Below are 18,501 nucleotides of genomic sequence, written 5' to 3' on the forward strand. Positions count from 1 at the left end.
GTTAGCCCCTCCTGAGGTGTTGGACAAGTGCTTCGACAAGTCCCGGAATGGTGTATTCAGCAGGCATGACGTCGACAGCGAGGCCGTTTTTTTCCACGGTCTCAGCTGTGATCGGGCCGATCGCGGCCAGCGTGACACCTGCGAGCAAGTCATGGATCGGGTAGTGCTGGAGCGCGTCGAGAAAGTTGGTCACAGTGGAGGAGGAGGTGAACGTGACCGCGTGAACCTCCTGTGCTTGCAAGTGTTTCACCAGCGCGGAGGCATCCTCTGTGACAGGCAGCGTGCGGTAGGCATCCACTTCGGTGACGTGCAGGCCCAAGTTGCGCAAGGCCTCAGGCAGTTGCTTGCGCGCGATCTGTGCGCGTGGCAACAGGATGCGCTGCCCAGCTGCGGTCTGCGCGGCCAACGTGTCAGCAAGACCTTCACCGACAAATTCGCCTGCGAGCGCGTGGACGGTCAGACCCAGTTCTTGAAGCAGGGCGGCCGTCTTCGGCCCGACCGCTGCGATCTGCACCGACTGCAGGGCGGAAACCGGGACGCCTAGCGCCTGCATCCGCGCTCCGAACATCTCCACACCATTGGGCGATGTGAACGCCACCCAATCGAACGTCTCCAAGCTATGTAGGGCTGTATCGAGCGGCTGCAAATCCTCCGGCCACTCGATGCAGATCACGGGGAACTCAAAAGTCGAGCCCCCCAGTTCTTCAATGCGTCGGCACAACTCGCTCGCTTGTGCGCGAGAACGGGTGACCACGACGCGAACACCGTGTAGCGGCGCGTCGTTTGGACTGACCATTAGTGGCTCAGCTCCTCGCGCACTTGCGCCAGAATCGCCCCTGCCCCTTGTTCGATCAGGCGGGTTGCAATCAGGTTGCCCAGTTCGACCGGATCATGACCTGTCGCGGTCTCACGCAACAGGATCGCACCATCTGCTGAACCGACGATCCCGGTCAGGCGCAACTCGTCGCCCTCCAACTCGGCAAATGCACCGATCGGGATCTGGCACCCCCCATTGAGTTTGCCCAACACCGTGCGCTCCGCGGTGATGATGCGGCGGGTCGCCGGGTCTTCGAGCACAGACAGAAGTTCGCGGACATCTGCGTCCTTCGAGCGGCACTCGATCGCCAGCGCACCTTGACCTACCGCCGGGATGCACAGCTCTGGAGACAGGCGCTCCGTGATCTTGTCCGACCAGCCCATGCGCTCCAGACCAGCCGCAGCCAGCACGATCGCATCCAACTCCTGCTCTTCCAGTTTCGCCAGACGGGTGTTGATGTTCCCACGCAGGGAGACGATCTCCAAGTCGGGGCGAGCCGCACGCAATTGCGCGGCACGACGCAGTGAGGAAGTGCCGACTTTGGCCCCGAGCGGCAGGTCTGCAAACAGCACGCCACCGCGCGAGATCAGCACGTCACGCGGGTCTTCACGGTGCGTGATCGCCACGATCATCAGCCCTTCTGGCATCTCATTCGGCATATCCTTCAGGCTGTGGACAGCAAAATCAACCGTGCCGTCGTACATCGCCTGTTCCAATTCCTTCGTAAAAAGGCCCTTGCCCCCGACTTTCGAGAGCGTGACATCGAGGATGCGGTCACCCTTGGTGACGATCTGCTCCATGCCGATCTCCAAGTCCGGGTGATGCTTTTTCAGTTGATCGAGTACCCAATTCGTCTGTGTCAATGCAAGCGGGCTCTTGCGAGTCCCGACGACGATGCGCTTCATGTCATGTATCCCCCTATGCAGTCCTGCACGAGCTGTTCTGCCTCCTCCTCGCGCCCTGTGCGCAAGAGGTCGAGCAAGTCCGACTCGGCAATCGCCTGCAAGATCTTCGTTCGTCGCTGCTCTTCACTTACTGTACCCAGCAAAAGCTGGCGAATCTCCGCCATCCTGTCTAAATAGGATACATATTCCTCACCAAAATGTACCTCTAACTCCCGGCGAATGCGTTTCGCCACAGCAGGCGCGGCCCCGCCCGTCGAGACGGCGACTTGCAAGCGTCCCCGCCTCACCACCGCCGGGACCGTACAATTCCCGAGCGTCTGGTCATTGACGACGTTGCACAGACGGCCTGCCGCTTCTGCGTCTGCATAGACGCGCCGGTTGATCTCGATGGAGTCGGTCGCGGCAATGACCAAAAAAGCACGAGCGGCATCCCCGTCTTGGTACGCCCTCGCTTCCCACCTGATGCTGCCCGACTTTACATGTGCGGCGATGACATCCGTCACAGTGGGTGCCACGACGGTAACCTCCGCGTGGCATGCGAGAAGCCCGGTGATCTTGCGCGCTGCCACCGGGCCTCCACCGACGACGAGACACCGCCGTCCTGCCAAATTCAAAAACACACCATACAAGCCTGAGTCCATGCCAGCCACCTACCAGCGATGGAAGCCGGAGAAAAACGATCCGACAAACAGGTAGTTGATCACGACGAGGCCAAATGTGGCGACGTTCCACCACGCCAGCTTCCGCCCCGACCATCCCGTGGCGTTGCGCAAGTACAGGTAGAACATGTAGCAGAGCAACAGCACGATCGAAACGACCGGCTTCGCGTCCCAGACCAGCACCGAACCGAACACGGTGTAGTACCAGTTCACACCGAGGATCATCGCCAGCAACAACATCGGGAACCCGACGATGATCAAGCGATAGGTGAACGCGTCGAGCTTGTCGAGTGCAGGGAGGCGGCGGAACCACGAGTTCCAGCGCTTTTCCTTCAGCAGCTTCGACTGGATCAAGTACATGATCGAGAAAATAAACGCCAGCGAAAACGCCGCATAACTCAGGAAGGCCAGCGTGATGTGGATGATCAACAAGTTGCCTTGCAACCCGGTTCCGACCGAAGTGGCACCCTCACCCGTAAACAGGTCAAACACCACCATCGCAAACCCGATCACGTTGGTGAAGAACGCAAACAGGTCGATCTTGTAAAAATAATTGATCACCAATGAGAACGAAATCAGCAACCACGAGAAAAACAACGTCGTCTCGAATGTGGTCAACAAAGGCACATAGTGCACCTCCGTCATCCGCGTGAGGAAGAAGGAAGTTTGCAAGCCCCAGACCACCGCCAAAAGCCCGTATGCGATGCGGTTCAATATGCGCTTATGCGTAACAAAATCGGCGAAATACAACACAACCACGACCGCATACAAAAACGTCATCAGGTCGTATAAAAACAGACTCCTTGGCATGGTGCACGTTCCTCCTTTCCACGAAAAGAAACCTCAACCCTACCTGCCTACTCAACCCTTCCGCAAAACCAGATCCCATCAAACTCCTGAAACTTGACGTTATCGCGTCCCCCAGCGACCTCGTATGCTGGACATGCGCGCCGCGGCCGGAGCTTCCTCCTGGCGGGTTTGGTCCAATTGCTTGGTCACGGCGACTTTGGCGGAGGTGTGCGAACTCAAGCCGATTGCTTGCACGTTCACCGCCGCTTCCTGCACAGATCCGGATGACTTCTCCGCGACAGGCTTGTCCGATGCCGACTCCTCGCCACCATCGAGTCCGAAGATCCGCGAGAACACCGACAGATACATATCCGCTTCCTTCTCCGTCGCCATCTCCTTGACCTGCGTAATCGGCCCATGCACCATCTGGTTGATCAAGGTCATCGTCAGCTTGTTGATCGTGTGTACGTCCTTCTCCGACAAGCCGGAGACTTTGTTCACCAAGTTTTGCATCAGTTGTGCTTGCTGGGCCATCGCATTCTCTCGCAATTTCAAGATCAATGGTTTCGCCTGTTGCTCGTTCTGCCACTGGCGGAACGCGCTCATTTCCTCGGCAATAATGATCTCGATCTTGTCTGCTTCCTTTTGCCGTTCCTTCATGTTGATGGCGATGACACCCTCCAGATCGTCGATGTCGTAGAGGAACACGTTGTCCACTTTGCACATCTCCGGGTCGAGGTCACGCGGCACCGCGATGTCGATCAGGAACAGCGGGCGATGGCGACGCGTCTTCATCGTGGCTTTGACATGTTCCTTGGTCACCACATAGCCTTCTGCCCCCGTCGAGGACACCACGATGTCCGCTTCCTTGAGCGCCATCTCCAACGAATTCATATCCAGCGCTTTGCCATCGAACTTGTCCGCCAATTCCTTGGCGCGTTGGTAGGTGCGGTTGACGACGAGCACCTGTGTCGCTCCGTTGGCGTTCAGATGCTTCGCGGTCAACTCCGACATTTTCCCGGCTCCTATGATCAGCACGGTTTTGTTGTCCAGCGACTCAAAGATCTTTTTCGCCAGTTCGACCGCCGCATAGGAAACCGACACGGCGTTCTCCCCGATCTTGGTCTCGTTGTGCGCACGCTTCGCCACGGTGACGGAGCGCTTGAACAGACCGTTAAACACGGCAGCCGTCGCCCCAATCTCCTGCGAGAACAGGAACGCCGTGCGCACCTGCCCGAGAATTTGCGTCTCGCCCAGCACCATCGAGTCCAGACCTGCCGTCACCCGGAACAAGTGACGGATCGCTTGGTTTTCCCCATATACATATAGATGTGGGAGGAACGTCGCACGCGGCACCCCAGAGAGATCCGTCAGGTAGCCGTAGATCGCCTCTTCCCCAGCAGCGCGATCCTCCGCCACCGCGTAAATCTCCGTGCGGTTGCAGGTGGACACGAGCACGACCTCGTGAATCGCGCCAGATCTGCGCAACTTCGCCAGCGCCACCTCCAACTCAGATTCCGGCAGAGCGAATCGTTCGCGGATCTCGACGGGAGCTGAACGGTAATTCAGACCCACGACCATGATGTACATCCCTTCACTCCCCCTCTATCCTTTCAACCCTCAAAAAAGCCGCCCTCTATATCAAGTCAACCCATCGTCAACAAAAAAGACTCCAGCACAGTCAAACACCCTCATTATATCATAGCCATGCCACTTGCCTTCGACGAAATTTGACAAGTGTATGTCGATATCCGATAAATTCCCGATTCACCGTGACAGGAGCCTACGCATATCCTGCTAGCACGATATCTTCCCAAGGGGGGCTCACCATGAACACATGGAAAAAATTTGCATGCGGTGTTACCCTTGGCGCGATGCTGTTCACGTTGACAGCATGCGGAGGTGACAGCAACACGACAGACGACGGCAAGCTGGAGACGGTCCGCTTGACCGAAGTCATCCGCTCGATCTTCTACGCGCCGCACTACGTGGCGATTGAAAAAGGCTACTTCAAGGAACAAGGTCTCGACATCCAACTCGACACCGCATGGGGTGGGGACAAAGCGACCACCCGCCTGCTCGCAAATCAGGACGACATCGCGCTCGTCGGCGCGGAGACGACGATTTTTGTCCAACAACAGGGCGCGCCCGATGCGCTCGTTTCCTTCGCACAAGCCACCCAGCGCGATGGTTCCTTCCTCGTCGCCCGCCAGAGTGCAACCAACTTTGACTGGTCGCAGTTGAAGGGCAAGTCGCTGCTCGGCTCGCGAGCGGGCTCGATGCCCGAGATGGTCAGCGAGTACGTCCAGAAGCAACACGGACTCAAGCCGTTCACCGACAACCAGATCATCCAGAACATCGCGTTCGACAACCAAGCGGCCGCTTTTGCTTCCGGGACTGGTGACTTCTTCCAAGCCTTCGAACCCGCCGCATCGCTTTTGGAAAAGCAAGGCCAAGGCCATGTCGTCGCCTCCTTCGGACAGGACATCGGCACCCTGCCCTACACGGTGTTCATGGCGAAGTCCAGTTACTTGAAGTCTCATCCGGAAACGGTGCAAAAATTCACCAACGCCGTGCAAAAAGCCCAAGACTACCTGCACACCGCCAAACCAGAGGAAGTTGCCAGCGTGATCAAGCCGTACTTTACCGATGTGGACCAAGAGATCCTCGTGCGCGTCGTCAAGCGTTACCAAGAATCTGACGCCTGGCCGACCAATACGGTGATCGACCAACAGGAGTTCGCCAACATGAAAAAAATCATGCAAACAGCAGGCGAACTGAAAAAGGACGTCGCGTATGAAACGGTCGTCGAACCTAGCTTCTCAGAAAAAGCCAAGCAAAAATAGGACGTTGCTTACAGTAGAAAAAAGGCCCCTGACCAAGTTCGGGCAGGGGCAATCAAGAAAAAGGAGAGGAGAAATATGGGTTTCCCCACTAGGTTCTCCGCTCACCTGTGCCTTTATACATCGGAGGTGAACATCATGACGGCCATCTCGTTTGCAGGTGTCTACCAGAAATACATTACAAAGTCCGGCGAGACCACGGCCTTGCAAGAGATCACGCTGGACATCCAAGCAGGCGAAATGATCGGGCTCGTCGGGCCCAGCGGGTGCGGCAAATCGACGCTGTTGTCGCTGATTGCCGGACTGCTCGTTCCAACCAGCGGCAGCGTCCGCGTTTTTGGCGAAAAAGTCGCGGGTCCGAGTCCGGACCGCGGCTATATGTTTCAACAAGACTATCTGCTGCCGTGGCGCACGATCCTCGACAACATCTTGATCGGGGCGGAGATCGCTGGACGGGTGACGCCCCAGATTCGGGAGCGGGCGTTGCATCTGCTCGAGGAGATGGGCTTGGACGGGAGCGCTGCCAAACACCCGCATCAACTGTCGGGCGGCATGCGGCAGCGCGTGGCGCTGGTGCGGACGCTTTTGACAGAACCGCAGATCGTGTTGCTGGATGAGCCGTTCTCCGCGCTGGATTATCAGATCAAGTTGCAGTTGGAGGAGTTGGTCACCACGACGTTGAAGGCGCGCGGGATCACCGGCGTGCTGGTCACGCACGATCTCGGTGAAGCGGTGGCGATGTGCGACCGGATCGTCGTGCTCTCCAACCACCCTGGGCGGATCAAGCGCATCCTCGATGTGCCGCACAACGTCCGACAGCGCTCACCGCTGGCAGCGCGGGAAACAGCCGAGTACCACAGCCTGTTCCGCACGATCTGGGGGGATCTCCAAGATGAATACTAAAACCAGTCTCTGGAGCCGCTTCTGGTCACGCGGGGCGAAAACGCCAGATCATGCGCGGTATTTGCGCCACCAGCGCACGCAGACCTTTTGGGTATTCGCGACGCAACTGTTGATTCTCATCGCCTGCCTCGCGTTCTGGGAGGTCGGGGCGCGGCTGAATTGGATCAATCCGTTTATTTTCTCCTATCCCTCGAAGATCTGGTTGCAATTCCTCGCGATGCTGGGCGACGGGTCGTTGTTGCATCATACGTGGATCACCGTCTATGAGACGTTGGTCGGCTTCCTGCTCGGCACGTTCGCCGGGACGGTGCTGGCGATCGTGATCTGGGCCTCGCCGTTTCTCGCTCGCGTGCTCGATCCGTACATCGTGATCTTCAATTCGATGCCCAAGGTCGCGCTCGGCCCGATCTTCATCGTCGCGTTCGGCCAAGGCTTCCTGTCGATCCTGATGATGGCGTTGGCGATCTCCGTCGTGATCACGACGATCGTCGTCTACACGGCGTTTCGCGATGTCGACCCCAATCTGCTCAAGCTGGTGCGCACCTACGGCGGCTCGCGTCGCCATGTGTTCCAAAAAGTTGTCTTTCCCGCCTCCCTGCCCGCGATCCTCTCGACGCTAAAAGTCAACGTCGGCCTCTCCTGGATCGGCGTCATCGTCGGTGAATTCCTCGTCGCCCAAGCCGGGCTGGGCTACCTGATCATCTACGGCTTCCAAGTCTTCAATTTCACGCTGGTCATGCTCGCGCTGTTCGTCATCCTGATCGTCTCCACGGTGATGTACCACGCGGTGGCCTTTTTTGAAAAACGCACGCTCAAGTGGAAAGACTAAAAAGCGAGGGATCGCCGCAGCGGCTCCCTCGCTTTTTTCATGATTCCCGCACGTGCAAGATCTTGATCAGCACGTAGAGGAACGCTGCGGCAAACAGCAAACTGAGTACTTCCACCGCTTCCCCTCCCTCCGTCTGGAACACATCGTCGAGAGATGTATATTCATGGACTTGACGCGGACAACTCTTCTGTGAAAGAATAAGTCAGATTATTTTACGGAGGGCGTACTATCTATGAAGAAATCTTACATGGCGGATTTGATCCTGCTCGGCGTCACCTTCTCATGGGGTGCAACGTTCGTGCTGGTCAAAGAAGCGATCCAAACGATGCCCCCGTTCACGTTTTTGGCGGTGCGGTTTTTGTTTGCAGCACTCCTGTTGTTCTTGTTCATGTTCTTTTTTGCCCGCGATACGTTGCGAGGGCTGGATCGACGCATCTGGATTGGCGGCGTGATCCTCGGATTCTGGCTGTTTGCCGGGTATGCCTTCCAGACGTTCGGCTTGCAGTTCACCACATCGTCCAAGGCCGGGTTTATCACCGGGCTGTCTGTGGTGTTCGTGCCCTTTCTCTCGCTGTGGATGCTCGGTCATACGCTGAAACGCAACGCGTTGCTCGGGGCGGGGATTGCGACGGTCGGCCTCGCGATGCTCTCGTTGACGAGCGAACTCAGTGTGAACATCGGCGACCTGCTGGTCTTCCTATGCGCGCTGTCGTATGCGTTGCACATTACACTGGTGGGGAAGTACGCGCCTCGCTTCCAGGCCTTCCCGTTGGCCCTGTTGCAGATTTTCTTCTGCGGGGTGTTCAATCTCGGTGGGGCGTTGGTCTTTGAGGACGTGTCGGTGGTGTTCGCGCCCGACGTCCTGTTCGACCCGTGGGTGTTCTCCGCGCTGCTGATCTGCTCGGTGTTCGCGACGGCGGTGGCGTTTGTGGCGCAGAACCAGTTCCAGAAGTTCACATCGCCTGCGCGCACCGCGTTGATCTTTGCGACCGAACCGGTATTTGCCGCTGCGACCGGCTACTTCTGGGCAGGTGATCGACTGACGATCCTGCAAGTGAGCGGCTGTCTGCTGATCCTCGGCGGCATGCTCTTCGCCGAACTTGGCGGACAGGATGACAAACCAGATCCAGAACTCCTGCCGACATAAAAAAAGACCAGCCTCAGGGAAGGCTGGTCTTTTTTGCGTTATTGCTTGTTGATTTCGATCGCCCCGGTGTTGGTCTTGAGGCGAACCTTGCCTAGCGAACCATCTCCGATGTTGGCATGGACTTGGTGGCGGTCGCTCTCAGGAAGGTCGAAGTCGTTCTCGATGCGACCGATGTTGGTCTGTGCATCAACTTTCAAGCGCGCGTCCTCGGGGAGGGTGATGCTCACTTTCCCAACGTTGGTTTCGAGATCGATCTCTTTGATCTCTTGCCCACCCCGCACATCCAGGCTCCCCGTTCTCGAACTCGCGGCCACAACGCCCTTGAATCCATCGATGTGTACCGCTCCGACATCGCTTTTCACGTTGACGGTGCCTAGCAGGTTTTGGGTTTCGATTTCGCCGACGTTGTTTTCCAACTCCACCGCCAGCTCGGCGGGAACGAACAATTCGAGATCGACATACAAGTTGCTGAAGTTGAGGTTCGACACGTTGTACGTGGTCTTGATCTTGACGACATCGCCGTCCTGTTTGACATCCACTTTGTACTCTTGGACATTTTGGCGCGCCCGGTCATTGCTGAGCCCGTAGATGCCTTTGGCGTAGTGCAGTTTCCATGCTTGTGTGTCACTGGTGCCTACGACATGGATGCGGCCGATCGGGTTGTCCACGACCAATTTCTTGACCGTCGTGAAGTCCACGTCCAGATCCCCCGACTCGATCTCTGTGCTTTTCCCAAAGGAGACTTCCCCTACTGCTTCCCCGATCCCGTTCACGATCATTTGTTGCGGCTGGAAGTAGGTAACCCCTACGCCAATCAGTGCAACGACCCCTGCTACGATAAAGGCGATCCCAATGCTCGTTTTTGCTCTCATCGTTCTCCTCACGCTCCTGCCTGTCGATTGTTTGACTCTATAGACGACAAGCACAGGCACAACCCTTCACAATTTTAAGGAAAAAAAATTCCCCTCACTCAGAGGGGAATTCTCGTTCAAAATCTTCGTCATCGATTTCCGGTTCTGGAAGCGGGATCAAGTGCTGCTCGATCAGATTCCAGAGCTCATCTCGACCCAGTGCAGTTTCTGAGGAGGTCAAGATGATCGGGGTGTTCGGAAGCACTTTCAGCGTTTCCTTGATCACTTTGATGTGCTTCTGGTACTGACCGCGCGAGATCTTGTCCGCTTTGGTCACGACGATGCCGTGCGGGCGACCGTAATGCGCAAGGTACTGGTACATCTCCACATCTTCCTTGGACGGCGCATGGCGGATGTCGACCAATTGCAACACGAGGCGCAAGTTATCGCGGCGGCCGAGGTAGGTCTCGACCATTTTGCCCCATTGACGCTTCACGTCGATCGGGACTTTGGCGAACCCGTATCCCGGCAAGTCGACGAGATGGAATTCATTGTTGATCAGAAAGTAGTTCAACTGCTGCGTCTTGCCCGGCGTTGCGGACACGCGTGCGACGCCGCGGCGGTTGAGCATCTTGTTGATCAGTGAGGACTTCCCGACATTGGAACGGCCAGCCATCGCGATCTCCGGCATCGTTGTAATCGGGTATTGATCAGGCTTGACGGCACTGATGACAAACTCTACATCACGAATAATCATGGTGTCACACCAATTCTTTGTGGAATGCTGAAAACCAGCACGGGTTCGTACACCGCCGGCTGGTTTCCAGTTCTGTTTAGGCTTCCGTCTGGACGGTAGCGATTGCTGGTTTGGGGTTGGGTTTCGGTTTGGAAGTCAGCGCATATTCCAAGACTTGGTCCATGTGCTCGACCGGATGAAGGGTCAATTCCGCACGCACCGATTCCGGGATGTCCTCGATGTCCTTTTTGTTGTCGAACGGGAGCAGGATGGTGGTGATCCCAGCGCGATGCGCCGACATACTTTTCTCCTTGAGCCCGCCGATCGGCAGAACGTGACCACGCAACGTGATCTCGCCAGTCATCGCGACTTCCTTGCGCACCGGGATGCCGGTGAGCGCCGACACCAACGCGGTGGCCATCGAAATACCCGCCGACGGACCGTCTTTGGGGATCGCGCCTTCTGGGATGTGCAGGTGGATGTCGTTTTTATCGAGGAAGTCTGGATCGATCCCCAACTCGTCTGCACGGCTGCGGATGTAGGAGAACGCTGCTTGTGCAGACTCCTTCATCACGTCGCCGAGCTGCCCGGTCAAGGTGAGCTTGCCCTTGCCAGCATAGGTCGAGGCTTCAATCGACAGCGTATCCCCGCCAACCGATGTCCACGCCAACCCGGTGACGACACCGACTTGGTTTTCCTTTTCCGCCATCCCAAAACGGAAGCGTTCGCCACCGAGGAACTCTTCGACTTTTTCCGGGGTGATGACGACTTTTTCCGCCTCACCGGAGACGACCAGCTTGGCCGACTTGCGGCACAGAGCGGCGAGTTGACGCTCCAAACTGCGCACGCCTGCTTCGCGGGTATAGCCACGGATGAGTTTGTACAGCGTTTCATCGTCGATCTCCACTTGCTCCGGTTGCAGACCGTGGTTCTCGATCTGCTTGTTGAGCAGGTGGTTTTTGGCGATATGAAGCTTCTCGACTTCGGTGTAGCCAGAGAGGTTGATCACTTCCATCCGGTCCATCAACGGGCCCGGGATGTTGTGCAGGACGTTCGCCGTCGTGATGAACATGACATTCGAGAGATCGTAAGGCATCTCGATGTAATGGTCACTAAACGTCGCGTTCTGCTCAGGATCGAGCACTTCCAGCAAAGCCGAAGACGGGTCGCCACGGAAGTCGGAGGTCATCTTGTCAATCTCATCGAGCAGGAACAGCGGATCGCTCTGGCCTGCCGACTTCATGCCTTGGATGATCCGACCTGGCATCGCGCCAACATAGGTACGGCGGTGACCGCGAATCTCGGCTTCATCGCGCACGCCGCCCAGTGACACGCGGACGAACTTGCGACCGAGCGCTTTGGCGATCGAGCGGGCGAGCGAGGTTTTCCCGACACCGGGAGGACCTGCGAGGCAGAGGATCGGGCCTTTGAGCTTTTTGACCAGCGCTTGGACAGCTAGGTATTCAAGGATGCGCTCCTTGACTTTATCCAGACCGTAATGTTCCTCATCGAGGACTTCCTCCGCGCGCTTGATGTCGATTTCCGACTCGGAATTCTCGCTCCACGGGAGCGCGAGTACCCAGTCGATGTATGTACGAATGACAGAGCCTTCCGCCGAAGTGGAGGGCATCTTCTCCAGGCGATCAATTTCCTTCTCCACTTTGGAGTGGACCTCTTCTGGCAACTGCTTGGCAGCGAGCTGCTCACGGAGTTCGTCCGCTTCGCCAGCGCGGCCTTCCTTGTCACCGAGTTCCTTTTGAATCGCCTTCAATTGTTCACGCAGATAGTATTCCTTCTGCGTTTTCTCCATCTGCTTGCGAACGCGCTGGTTGATTTTGCGTTCCAACTCGATCACTTCGCGCTCGTCGGAGAGGATCTTCAAGAGCTTTTCCAGGCGTTCCTTGACGTCAACCGCTTCGAGGATCACTTGTTTGTCCTTGATCTTCAAGGTCAAGTGCGAGGCGATCGCATCGGCGAGTCGACCCGGATCATCGATATCGGTGACGGCAGCCAACGTCTCCTGGGTAATTTTCTTGGAGATCTTGATATACTGCTCAAACTGATGGAGGATCGCGCGCATGAGAGCGTCGACCTCCGGGTCATGTTCATCCTGCTCCGGCAGTTCCTCAACTTCCACGAGGTAAAACTCTTCGGAGTCGAGGTATTCGAGGATCTTCGCGCGGTGGATGCCCTCGATCAGCACTCGCATCGTCCCGTTCGGGAGCTTCAACATCTGCTTCACGCGGGCAACTGTGCCCAGTTCGAAGATCTCATCCGGCTCGGGGTCATCAATGTGCGTTTCCACTTGGGATACGAGCAGAATCAGGTTGTCGCCAACCATCGCCTTCTCCAGCGCTTTGACCGACTTCTCCCGACCAACGTCCAGATGCATGACCATCGTCGGGTAGATCAGTAGACCACGCAGCGGCAGCAAAGGCAGTTTGCGTTTCGTTCGAGTGATTCCCATCACGTTCACCTCCACTACCTTCAACAAAACATACTATACCCAGATGTCTAGGTCAGTATGTTTTTCCATTGTACCCTACGAGTTGCGCTTTGTCTAATCCTGACTAACTCAAAAGTTAACTAGCAAATTAACCAAAACAAGTAAGCAGAACCAAGGCAGGGAGGGCATAGCTCCCTGTCAAGTTCCATCAGCTGTTACGCTTGGGCTGGCAGGGTTCCTTTGGTCAGCAGACCCGGCAGTGGCGTGATCACACGCGAGATTTCTTCCTCCGTCTGCGGCATCAGCGACAGTTCCAACACTTGCTCGATGCGCTCAACGGGAATGATCTCGATGTTCTCAAACGTCTTGAACATGTCTTGCCAGTTGTCCTTCGGGATGATCACCCGCGTGGCACCCGCTTGTTGCGCCGCTTCGATCTTGGCGACGACACCACCGATCGGTTTGACGAAGCCGCGGATCGACACTTCGCCGGTCATCGCCAAGCAGTTGTCGACCGGAATCCCCTTGATCGCGGAGTAGATTGCGGTCGCCATCGTCACACCCGCTGATGGTCCATCGACCGGAATTCCGCCTGGGAAGTTGACGTGCAGGTTGTAATCGTTCGGGTCGACATCCATGATCCGGCGCAGAACGGTCATCACATTCTCGACGGAGCCTTTCGCCATCGACTTGCGGCGGGTGCTGCGCGCACCACCATTGGTATGTTCTTCCTCGACCACGCCGGTGATGTTGATCGTGCCCTTGCCTTTCTCCCACGCTTCGGCTGCTGTGACTTCGATCTCCAGCAACATCCCCAGATTCGGGCCGTAGACGGCGAGGCCGTTGACGAAGCCGACCTGCGGCATGTCCGGAACATGCTTCTCCGGTCGTGGTGAGATCTGCGAGGAGTTGATCACCCACTCGACATCGGCGGTGTGGATTTTCTTGCGTGCTTCACCGAGTGCGACGCCTGCGGAAATCTGCACGACGTTGACCGCCTCCCGACCGTTGGTCGCGTACTTCGCGATCGTTTCGATCGCACCGTCTTCGATGTCGAACAGAATCTTTTTGACAGCTGTGCGAACGATTGATTTGATCTCCTCCGGTTTCAAGGAGCGGAAGAAGATCTCCACACACCGCGAGCGGATCGCCGGCGGAATCTCATCCGCCGTTCGCGTGGTCGCCCCGATCAAGCGAAAGTCAGCAGGCAGACCGTTTTGGAAGATGTCGTGGATGTGGCTCGGAATCTGATTGTCCTCCGAAGAGTAGTAGGCGCTCTCGAGGAAAACTTTGCGATCTTCCAGCACTTTCAGTAGCTTATTCATTTGGATCGGATGCAATTCACCGATTTCGTCGATGAACAACACGCCACCGTGCGCTTTGGTAACAGCGCCAGGCTTCGGCTGCGGGATGCCCGCCATGCCCATCGCGCCGGCCCCTTGGTAGATCGGGTCATGCACAGAGCCGATCAGCGGATCGGCGATGCCGCGTTCGTCAAAGCGGGCGGTGGTGGCATCGAGCTCCGTGAATTTGGCATCTTGGCCAAATGGCGAGGTGGCGTTTTTCTTGGCTTCCATCAGCACCAAGCGTGCGGCCGCCGTTTTGCCAACCCCAGGCGGGCCGTAGATGATCACGTGTTGCGGATTCGGACCGCAGAGTGCAGCACGAAGCGCCCGCAACCCATCCGTTTGACCGACGATTTCGTCAAACCGGCTCGGACGGGTCTTTTCCGCCAGCGGCTCGGTCAGCGACACGGCGCGCATCTTGCGCAGCTTTTCCAGCTCCTTTTTCGATTCGGACTCGATAGCCGAACGGTTGCCCTGTTGGGCTTTGAGCTGGTTCCAGAAGTACAACCCGATCACCACGGCAAAAAACACTTGCACGAGGCTGAGAATGGATGTAAAGGTAAACACTGCAATACCCCCCTCTTGTTTCACGTTCTGGAGTCAATGGAACTAGTATGTCCGTGATTCGAGCGGGCAAAACGTGGGGTTTTGGATGAAAAAAAGAACCGACCCTCGCGAGAGGATCGGTTCTCTTTTCAATTAGGCAATTTCGCCTTGAATTTGACCTTCTGCGGTGTACAGTTGCGGGCGTTCGTCGCCTTCAACCGCTTCCTTGGTGATTACGCACTTGGTGATCTCATCGCGGGACGGCAGATCGAACATGACGTCGAGCATCGTCGCCTCGATGATGGCACGCAAGCCACGAGCACCGGTTTTGCGCTTGATCGCTTCTTCGGCAATCGCCTTGAGCGACGGATCGGTGAACTCGAGCTCGATGCTGTCCATGTTCAGCAGACGTTGGTACTGCTTGACGATGGCGTTTTTCGGCTCGGTCAAGATCCGGATCAGCGCATCGGTATCCAACGGCTCCAACGAGGTGAGAACCGGCAGACGACCGACGAATTCCGGGATCAGGCCGTAGCGCTGGAGGTCTTCCGGCATCAGGCGAGAAAGCACGAAGTCTTCCTGTTTCTTTTGCTCGGTGTTGCCAAAGCCGATGACCTTGTCCCCCATGCGACGCTTGATGATCTGCTCCATACCGTCAAACGCACCGCCGCAGATGAACAGGATGTCCTTGGTGTCGATCTGGATGAATTCCTGATGCGGGTGCTTGCGACCGCCTTGCGGCGGAACGCTCGCGGTGGTGCCTTCGAGGATTTTCAGCAAGGCTTGTTGCACGCCTTCGCCAGAGACATCGCGCGTGATCGACGGATTTTCCGACTTGCGGGCGATCTTGTCGATTTCGTCGATGTAGATGATGCCCTTTTGCGCTTTTTCCACATCGTAGTCTGCGGCTTGGATCAAGCGCAGCAGCACGTTCTCGACGTCTTCCCCGACGTAGCCAGCCTCGGTCAACGAGGTCGCGTCGGCGATGGCGAACGGAACATTCAGGATGCGAGCGAGCGTTTGCGCCAAAAGGGTTTTGCCGGAACCGGTCGGGCCGATCAGCAGGATGTTCGACTTGGAAAGTTCCACGTCTTCGCCTGCTTTGCCAGCACCGGTGTTGATGCGCTTGTAATGATTGTAAACAGCAACAGACAGGGCTTTTTTCGCATCGTCCTGTCCGATGACATATTGGTCGAGGATTTCTCGGATCTCCCGCGGTTTCGGGACATCCTTCATTTCAAACTCTTCCTCTTCCCCGAGCTCCTCCTCTACAATCTCGTTGCAGAGTTCGATGCACTCATCGCAAATGTAGACGCCCGGACCGGCCACCAACTTGCGGACCTGGTCTTGTGTCTTGCCGCAGAACGAGCACTTCAGTTGGCCCTTGTCGTCGTTGAATTTGAACATCGGATTCCCCCCTTACATTACATCTGATCGATTCGCGTGATGACGGAGTCGATCAAACCGTATTCTTTGGATTCCGCGGCCGACATGAAGTTGTCGCGGTCGGTGTCTTTTTCAATGCGTTCCAGCGGTTGGCCAGTGCGCTCCGCCATGATGTGGTTGAGCTTCTCGCGGGTTTTGATGATCCAGTCGGCGTGGATCTTGATGTCGCTCGCTTGCCCGCGTGCACCGCCAAGAGGCTGGTGAATCATGATCTCTGCGTTCGGCAGCGCATAGCGCTTGCCTTTGGCCCCGGCGTTCAGGAGAAATGCACCCATGCTCGCTGCGAGACCGAGGCAGATCGTGGAGACATCCGGCTTGATGTATTGCATCGTGTCGTAGATCGCCATCCCAGCGGTAACAGAACCGCCCGGTGAGTTGATGTACAAATGGATGTCTTTGTCCGGGTCTTCGGCTGCGAGGAACAGCAACTGTGCCACCGCAACGTTCGCCACCATGTCGTCGATCGGAGTTCCGATGAAGATAATCCGATCCTTCAGCAGGCGGGAGTAGATGTCGTAGGCACGCTCCCCACGGCTCGTCTGTTCCACTACCATCGGTACCAAGTTCATGTGTCAGATCCTCCTTCACTTTCCGGATTTGGAAGTACGGGTTATGTATGTTTGGAAAAACAAGGCACTTTGGGAAAAGTGCCTTGTTTCTATCCAACAGATATAGAATTACTACTATGAATTTACTTCGCAGAAGAAACGAGCAGTTCGACCGTTTTGCGGGTCTGGATGTCGTTCTTGAGGTTGGAGAGTTGCGGGTCGCGAGATTCAAGGATCGACTTCACGCGCTCCACGTCCATTTTTGCAGATTCAGCGATTTTCGCCAGTTCTGCATTAACTTCGTCATCGGATGCTTGAATTCCTTCTGCAGCGGTGATCGCTTCCAGAACGAGGCCCGTGCGCACGCGGGATTCAGCTTGGCCGCGGAATTCCTCTTGGAGGGATTCAACGGAAGCACCGGTGAATTGAACGTATGCATCAAACGGGATGCCTTGCATCTGCAGGCGTTGTTTGAAGTCGTTCATCAGCACTTCGATTTCGTTCTCGATCATCGCTTGCGGGATCTCGATGGTAGCGTTCTCAACAGCCTTGGAGATCACAGCTTCTTCGACGTAGTTTTTCGCGTCTTGTTCGGATTTCTCTTGAAGTTTATTCTCGATGTCAGCTTTCAATTCATCGAGGGAGTTGAACTCCGAGATGTCCTTCGCGAATTCATCGTCGAGCGCCGGGAGTTGCTTGCGCTTGATTTCATGCAGGGTGATCTGGAAGACAGCCGGTTGGCCAGCCAGAGCTTTTACATGGTAAGCTTCCGGGAAGGTGACGGTGATCTCCTTCTCTTCGCCTTTTTTGACGCCGATGAGTTGCTCCTCGAAGCCCGGGATGAAGAGGCCGGAACCGATTTCGAGTTGGTAGTTCTCCGCTTCGCCGCCTTCAAACGCTTCGCCGTTGACGAAACCTTTGAAGTCCATGAAGACGATGTCGCCGTTATCAACGGTCACGTCGTCGCCTGCTACCACGATTTCTGCGTGGGATTTTTGCAGGTTCGCCAGATCTTCGTTGACTTGGTCAGCCGAGACGGTGAAGTCTTTTTTCTCGACTTCAAGGCCTTTGTAGTCGCCGAGGACGACTTCCGGCTTGACGGTGACGGTTGCTTTGATGACAGCCGTTTCGCCTTTGCCGAATTGAACAACATCGATCTCCGGACGATCTACCGGGATGATGTTCGCTTCACGTACCGCTTGGCCATAGGCAATCGGTAACAGGATGTCCAGCGCGTCTTGATATAATACCTCGACGCCGTAGCGGGTTTCAAAGATCGCACGCGGCACTTTGCCTTTGCGGAAGCCCGGCATGGAAACGGTTTTCACGACTTTCTTGAACGCTTGATCAAGCGCTTCGGTTACTTGCTCTGCACCGACTTCAAACTCAAGAACGCCGACGTTTTTTTCTGTTTTTTCCCATTTCTTAACTGCAACTGCCATCTGACTTTTTCCTCCTTAAAAATACCGTGCGAAAGCTCGTCCGTATGTAGGTCGTGGCTCCACGAAGTTGTATTTTTGATTGGATAGACCATCACATTATAACACAACCTGATCAACTTTCAAATCAAATACATAGAGAAAATCCCCGCCACGAGGGCGAGGACTTGAAGATGGCTGGGGAGGAAGGGATCGAACCTTCGCATGACAGAGTCAAAGTCTGTTGCCTTACCGCTTGGCGACTCCCCAAC

Annotated in this window: 16 protein-coding genes and 1 tRNA gene; 4 read left to right on the top strand and 13 right to left on the bottom strand. The window is 56.2% G+C overall.

From position 1 onward, the window contains the following. Window position 1 precedes the first annotated feature (1 nt). From C7459_RS02640 to hemA, 5 genes are all read right to left on the bottom strand, one after another. Complete coding sequence (locus tag C7459_RS02640) at window positions 2-796, bottom strand: uroporphyrinogen-III synthase (RefSeq protein ID WP_109686052.1); 795 nt, start codon at window positions 794-796, stop codon at window positions 2-4. Beyond that, complete coding sequence (gene hemC, locus C7459_RS02645) at window positions 796-1,722, bottom strand: hydroxymethylbilane synthase (RefSeq protein ID WP_109686054.1); 927 nt, start codon at window positions 1,720-1,722, stop codon at window positions 796-798. The genes C7459_RS02640 and hemC overlap by 1 nt, the downstream gene beginning before the upstream one ends. Beyond that, a complete protein-coding gene (locus C7459_RS02650) occupies window positions 1,719-2,363 on the bottom strand; it encodes a precorrin-2 dehydrogenase/sirohydrochlorin ferrochelatase family protein (protein WP_109686055.1) in 645 nt (214 codons plus the stop codon). Before C7459_RS02650 ends, hemC begins: the two co-directional genes overlap by 4 nt. Before the next feature lie 9 nt (window positions 2,364-2,372). Further along, a complete protein-coding gene (locus tag C7459_RS02655) occupies window positions 2,373-3,191 on the bottom strand; it encodes a cytochrome C assembly family protein (RefSeq protein ID WP_109686058.1) in 819 nt (272 codons plus the stop codon). A 99-nt stretch (window positions 3,192-3,290) separates the two neighbouring features. Continuing rightward, entirely contained in the window at window positions 3,291-4,760 is a 1,470-nt protein-coding gene (hemA, locus tag C7459_RS02660) for a glutamyl-tRNA reductase (protein WP_109686060.1), read from the bottom strand. Between the two features lie 239 nt (window positions 4,761-4,999). Here hemA and C7459_RS02665 point away from each other — a divergent pair, with 239 nt between their 5' ends. The 4 genes from C7459_RS02665 to C7459_RS02680 all read left to right on the top strand — a co-directional run bounded on the left by C7459_RS02665 (window position 5,000) and on the right by C7459_RS02680 (window position 8,892). Continuing rightward, on the top strand, window positions 5,000-6,016 hold the full coding sequence (locus tag C7459_RS02665; RefSeq protein WP_170119223.1) for an ABC transporter substrate-binding protein: 1,017 nt from the start codon (window positions 5,000-5,002) through the stop codon (window positions 6,014-6,016). A 132-nt stretch (window positions 6,017-6,148) separates the two neighbouring features. Next, complete coding sequence (locus tag C7459_RS02670) at window positions 6,149-6,916, top strand: ABC transporter ATP-binding protein (protein ID WP_425450714.1); 768 nt, start codon at window positions 6,149-6,151, stop codon at window positions 6,914-6,916. Further along, on the top strand, window positions 6,906-7,745 hold the full coding sequence (locus tag C7459_RS02675; protein WP_109686064.1) for an ABC transporter permease: 840 nt from the start codon (window positions 6,906-6,908) through the stop codon (window positions 7,743-7,745). The genes C7459_RS02670 and C7459_RS02675 overlap by 11 nt, the downstream gene beginning before the upstream one ends. Before the next feature lie 232 nt (window positions 7,746-7,977). Beyond that, window positions 7,978-8,892, top strand: a complete 915-nt coding sequence (locus C7459_RS02680; protein ID WP_109686066.1) for a DMT family transporter — start codon at window positions 7,978-7,980, stop codon at window positions 8,890-8,892. A 38-nt stretch (window positions 8,893-8,930) separates the two neighbouring features. Here C7459_RS02680 and C7459_RS02685 read toward each other — a convergent pair whose 3' ends face one another. From C7459_RS02685 to C7459_RS02720, 8 genes are all read right to left on the bottom strand, one after another. Continuing rightward, window positions 8,931-9,764, bottom strand: a complete 834-nt coding sequence (locus C7459_RS02685; RefSeq protein WP_109686068.1) for a DUF4097 family beta strand repeat-containing protein — start codon at window positions 9,762-9,764, stop codon at window positions 8,931-8,933. 94 nt (window positions 9,765-9,858) lie between these two features. Next, window positions 9,859-10,500, bottom strand: coding sequence for a ribosome biogenesis GTP-binding protein YihA/YsxC (yihA, locus tag C7459_RS02690; protein WP_109686070.1), 642 nt, complete (start codon window positions 10,498-10,500; stop codon window positions 9,859-9,861). 76 nt (window positions 10,501-10,576) lie between these two features. Further along, window positions 10,577-12,946 carry an endopeptidase La gene (gene lon / locus C7459_RS02695; protein ID WP_109686072.1) on the bottom strand — a complete coding sequence of 790 codons (2,370 nt, stop codon included), beginning with the start codon at window positions 12,944-12,946 and terminating at the stop codon, window positions 10,577-10,579. A 194-nt stretch (window positions 12,947-13,140) separates the two neighbouring features. After that, window positions 13,141-14,838 carry an ATP-dependent protease LonB gene (gene lonB, locus C7459_RS02700; RefSeq protein WP_109686075.1) on the bottom strand — a complete coding sequence of 566 codons (1,698 nt, stop codon included), beginning with the start codon at window positions 14,836-14,838 and terminating at the stop codon, window positions 13,141-13,143. Between the two features lie 132 nt (window positions 14,839-14,970). Further along, the gene (clpX, locus tag C7459_RS02705) at window positions 14,971-16,224 is read right to left on the bottom strand and encodes an ATP-dependent protease ATP-binding subunit ClpX (protein ID WP_109686077.1); all 1,254 of its coding nucleotides are present in this window, start codon (window positions 16,222-16,224) and stop codon (window positions 14,971-14,973) included. Between the two features lie 17 nt (window positions 16,225-16,241). Then, window positions 16,242-16,832, bottom strand: coding sequence for an ATP-dependent Clp endopeptidase proteolytic subunit ClpP (gene clpP / locus C7459_RS02710; RefSeq protein ID WP_109686080.1), 591 nt, complete (start codon window positions 16,830-16,832; stop codon window positions 16,242-16,244). 122 nt (window positions 16,833-16,954) lie between these two features. Beyond that, window positions 16,955-18,253 (bottom strand): trigger factor, encoded by a 1,299-nt coding sequence (gene tig / locus C7459_RS02715; protein WP_109686082.1) that lies wholly within the window; start codon window positions 18,251-18,253, stop codon window positions 16,955-16,957. A 171-nt stretch (window positions 18,254-18,424) separates the two neighbouring features. Continuing rightward, window positions 18,425-18,499, bottom strand: a tRNA-Gln gene (locus C7459_RS02720). Window positions 18,500-18,501: the final 2 nt, after the last annotated feature.

The organism is Tumebacillus permanentifrigoris (assembly GCF_003148565.1).
GTDB classification, from domain to species: Bacteria; Bacillota; Bacilli; order Tumebacillales; family Tumebacillaceae; genus Tumebacillus; species Tumebacillus permanentifrigoris.

Bases quoted from the DNA above. Each gene is read 5' to 3' on its own strand.
- C7459_RS02655 (WP_109686058.1), bottom strand. From the start codon at position 3,191: ATGCCAAGGAGTCTGTTTTTATACGACCTGATGACGTTTTTGTATGCG.
- C7459_RS02680 (WP_109686066.1), top strand. From the start codon at position 7,978: ATGAAGAAATCTTACATGGCGGATTTGATCCTGCTCGGCGTCACCTTC.
- C7459_RS02650 (WP_109686055.1), bottom strand. From the start codon at position 2,363: ATGGACTCAGGCTTGTATGGTGTGTTTTTGAATTTGGCAGGACGGCGG.
- hemC (WP_109686054.1), bottom strand. From the start codon at position 1,722: ATGAAGCGCATCGTCGTCGGGACTCGCAAGAGCCCGCTTGCATTGACA.
- yihA (WP_109686070.1), bottom strand. From the start codon at position 10,500: ATGATTATTCGTGATGTAGAGTTTGTCATCAGTGCCGTCAAGCCTGAT.
- C7459_RS02640 (WP_109686052.1), bottom strand. From the start codon at position 796: ATGGTCAGTCCAAACGACGCGCCGCTACACGGTGTTCGCGTCGTGGTC.
- C7459_RS02665 (WP_170119223.1), top strand. From the start codon at position 5,000: ATGAACACATGGAAAAAATTTGCATGCGGTGTTACCCTTGGCGCGATG.
- C7459_RS02685 (WP_109686068.1), bottom strand. From the start codon at position 9,764: ATGAGAGCAAAAACGAGCATTGGGATCGCCTTTATCGTAGCAGGGGTC.
- tig (WP_109686082.1), bottom strand. From the start codon at position 18,253: ATGGCAGTTGCAGTTAAGAAATGGGAAAAAACAGAAAAAAACGTCGGC.
- hemA (WP_109686060.1), bottom strand. From the start codon at position 4,760: ATGTACATCATGGTCGTGGGTCTGAATTACCGTTCAGCTCCCGTCGAG.
- clpP (WP_109686080.1), bottom strand. From the start codon at position 16,832: ATGAACTTGGTACCGATGGTAGTGGAACAGACGAGCCGTGGGGAGCGT.
- C7459_RS02675 (WP_109686064.1), top strand. From the start codon at position 6,906: ATGAATACTAAAACCAGTCTCTGGAGCCGCTTCTGGTCACGCGGGGCG.
- lon (WP_109686072.1), bottom strand. From the start codon at position 12,946: ATGGGAATCACTCGAACGAAACGCAAACTGCCTTTGCTGCCGCTGCGT.
- clpX (WP_109686077.1), bottom strand. From the start codon at position 16,224: ATGTTCAAATTCAACGACGACAAGGGCCAACTGAAGTGCTCGTTCTGC.